Raw genomic sequence first — 3,591 nt, forward strand, 5'->3', positions numbered from 1 at the left:
CGTGTTGAGGTGACGGGCTCGCGTATCAAGCGCGCCGAGACAGAAGGCGCATTGCCTATCACCACTATCAAACGCGAAGAATTGGAAGCAAGCGGCGCGACCAGCGTGGCCGAGTTCATGCGCAGTTCAACTTTCTCCTCGGCCGGCAACTTCCGCCCCCAGTCGGGCAGTTCCGCGCAGTCTTATGCTGGCATTGATTTGCGTGGGCTGGGCGCAAGCCGTACATTGGTTCTGTTGGACGGACGTCGTCTTCCCAAAGCGCCAAACGTCGGCGATTCGGTTGACTTGAATTCGGTTCCCATGGCGGCGGTTGAGCGAATCGAAATCTTGACTGACGGCGCATCAGCGGTGTACGGCTCTGACGCCATCGGTGGCGTGGTGAACATCATTACTCGCAAGGACTTTGAGGGCGTCAGTATCGTGGCGGGTTACACACGCCCGGGCAATCCAGGCGGTGAACGCCGGGAATCCTCCGTGTTGTTGGGCGTGAATGGTGAAAAAGGCAAGGTCATCATGGGTGTCGGCACCACCGGGCGCGCGATGGTATTTACCCGCGATCGTGAATGGGGCTCTGTACTCGGTGTTTCCTCATATGGAAACAACTACAACAAGGCGGGAGCTGGCTACGTATCGATGGGGCTATTGAAGGGCGACGCCAAGATCGGTTGCAATCAGGGCGCGTTCTGGGTTACTTCAACCAACAACTGCTCATTTAACTTCAATGCTGTTGCCGCGGACGAAGCTGAAATTGGTACTACTTCATTCTTCGCGCGTGGCGAGTACAAAATTGCGAACGATTGGAATGCCTACCTGAACACATCGGCCACGTCCAAAGACAGTTTTGGCCGTTACGCACCGGCCTTGGGCCAGTTTGTAATCCCCGCCAATACACCCAACAACCCCACCGCCAGTGCCATCACCGTGCGCCACCGCTTTGCAGCGGGCGGCAATCGTGACAGTTCCACCGAAGAGTTGATGAAAGGCTTGTCAGCTGGGGTACAAGGAACACTAATGAAAAACGTCGAGCTGGACGTTGGCGTCAGCATGATCGACTCGTTGTACAAGGAAACTGGCCGCAATTACCTGTTGATTTCGACCATGGCTGCGTACGCTGCTGACGGCACCTACAACCTGTTTGACCCCTTCAATAACCCTGAAGATGTGTTGAACGCCATGCGCGTGACGATTGGCCGTGACGGCTATTTCAAGCAAAAGGACATGTACGCGACCGCAACTGTGTATGACCTGTTCAAGCTCGGCGGCGGTAGCGCTTCGGCCTTGTTCTCTGCCGAATCGCGCAATGAGCGTTACGCCGACTTGTATGACTCCCTCTCAGAGGCGGGTGTTGTGGGTGGCTCAGCAGGTAACTCGGCCAAGGGTGAGCGCGATGTCCAGGCGTTCTCTTCGGAAATTGTGCTGCCCATCACCAAGCAACTCGAAGCCACTGTGGCCGGCCGCTTTGAGAAGTATTCGGACTACGGCAGCGATTTTTCTCCCAAGGCATCGGTTCGTTGGCAGCCCATGAAGACATTGACACTTCGTGGATCAATGGGTAAGGGCTTCCGCGCACCTAGCCTGCCGATCCTGAACCAAAAGGAAACTTTCTCCGCCGAATCGGTGTTCGACCCCGCAACCTGCGTACTGTTTGGCGGTCAATCCAGTGTAGCCGTTGCTGGCCGCCCGGCAACGCCCGGTTTGACAGCATCGAACGACTGCTCCGGCAACAAGCTGGTGCAGGTCGACACTTACACCACTTCCAACAAATCACTATCGTCTGAAAAGTCGAACCAGTGGTCTGTGGGTGGCGCATGGGATGCAACCGAGTGGTTGAGCACCAAGCTCGATTACGCCAGCATCAAGATTAACGACAAGATCGCACTGATCGGTGCCGGCACCTTGCTGGACCGTTCGCAAGGCGTTGATCCCCGCCCAATCCCCGCAGGCTTGTATGTCAAGCGTGATGCGACGGGGGCCATTGAACGTATTCAGGCTGGTTACGCCAACGAAGGCACGATTGATGCGCGTTACCTCGATATGAGCGTGATTGCCAAGTGGAAGAGTGCAGGGATGGGGAGCTTCGAGCATGAGCTGCGCTTGTCACGCCTGACCAGCTACAACGATGATGGCGATGAGTTGGCCGGTACCCTGGGTTTGCCCGAGAATCGTGCAACATTGGGGAACCAGTGGCGCCTTGGTAATTTCTCTGCTGCCTGGAACATCAACTATATCGGTGAAAATGGGCGCCAGGCCGACCGTACGGTCGGCGCTTACATTACCCACGACGTTCAAGTCACTTGGAATGTGTTGAAGAACACCAAGCTGACTGCTGGTATGGTGAACGCTACGGGCAAGATGCCTGAATTGGTGGCCTACGATGGCCGCAACTTCAATTTCTACCTGTATGACTCCTATGGTCGTCAGTCTTATGTCCGCATGGAACACAAGTTCTGATCCAGACTAGTGTCGCACAGCAAAAAGGGAGGCAACAGCCTCCCTTTTTTTGTCTGTACCAACTGCAGTTTCAAAGGACTGCTCTTACTTCCCTTGCTTGATGGCTATTTCGTCTTCTTCCCGGAAACGGCGATTGGAACAATCCGCTGCGTAATCGTCGCGCAATTCGGTCACCTTTTCGGCCTCTTCCACCAACCGCTGATTGCGCGCATTCCACTCGTTGATCGATGTCTCAAGCTCCTTGCCGCGAGCATTGAATTTCGCGACAGCGGCCTCATAGGCACCAAAAGCCTTGTCCCGTTGTGACACAGCGTCCTTATTGCGTGCCATCAAACCGGATTGTTGTCCCTTAATCTCTTTCAATCGTCGCTGGGCCGTCTTCGAGTCATTCTTTTCCAAGTCCTCGAGCTCCGTGTTCCACTGGTCAATCTCTTTGGACAACTCACGCACCGCACCGTCCGACTTTTGCACTACAGCCTTTTGGGCTTCAACCTCTGTTCTCAACGTGGCTAGTTCGGCCTTAGCGGGATCAATTTTCAATCGATCCTGGTCCAGTACACCTTTGGACTGTTCAACGGCGGCGGCCATCGCCTTGATGGTGTCGGGCAGCTTCATGCAACGGCGCAATTCATCGCGGGTCATCATGCTTTTAGAGGCCGCTTTTGGTGGGGCTGGCAAAGCAGCCTGTGACCAGGCGCCCCCCGACAAGGCACAGATCGCCCCCAACACAGTCACTTTACGAAAGACTCTTCTCATACATTTTCTCCATTGAAAAAGCCTGCGTTTCAATCAAAACGCAGGCTCAATTAAACACCTTACTGGAAACTACTTATTGGAGGGTCCGGGCAAGGAATTTTTCGACTCGGGTCCAGAAGTCGTAGTTGTTCTTTTCCAGGGCAAATCCATGCCCTTCATTTTCATAAACCACCCACTCGACATCTTTGTTGCCGCTTGCCAGAAGCGCATCCTTCATCTTCTCCCCGTGCGGCAAGGGAACCCGCAAGTCATCACTGCCATACGCCATCAAGACCGGTTGCTTGATTTCTTTGGCGCGTTTGAGTGGAGAAGTGCGCGTGAACTGGTCGTCATCTTTCACGCGGTCGCCGACAAGGGCAGCCTGACCCATGCGGGTGAGGTGCT

At 54.8% G+C, this 3,591-nt stretch carries 3 protein-coding genes; 1 reads left to right on the plus strand and 2 read right to left on the minus strand.

Annotation, left to right across the window (positions count from 1 at the left end; all coding sequences use genetic code 11):
- Window positions 1-9 precede the first annotated feature (9 nt).
- Window positions 10-2,451, plus strand: coding sequence for a TonB-dependent receptor plug domain-containing protein (locus tag ACOYNV_RS26545; protein ID WP_422902827.1), 2,442 nt, complete (start codon window positions 10-12; stop codon window positions 2,449-2,451).
- A gap of 84 nt (window positions 2,452-2,535) precedes the next feature.
- Here the strand turns inward: ACOYNV_RS26545 and ACOYNV_RS26550 are convergent, their stop codons facing one another.
- The gene (locus ACOYNV_RS26550) at window positions 2,536-3,207 is read right to left on the minus strand and encodes a hypothetical protein (RefSeq protein ID WP_422902825.1); all 672 of its coding nucleotides are present in this window, start codon (window positions 3,205-3,207) and stop codon (window positions 2,536-2,538) included.
- A gap of 73 nt (window positions 3,208-3,280) precedes the next feature.
- Window positions 3,281-3,591 (minus strand): alpha/beta hydrolase family protein (locus ACOYNV_RS26555; RefSeq protein ID WP_422902826.1); only part of this gene is annotated, 311 nt, incomplete at its 5' end.

The organism is Propionivibrio sp., from assembly GCF_049316945.1.
Classification (GTDB): Bacteria; Pseudomonadota; Gammaproteobacteria; order Burkholderiales; family Rhodocyclaceae; genus Propionivibrio.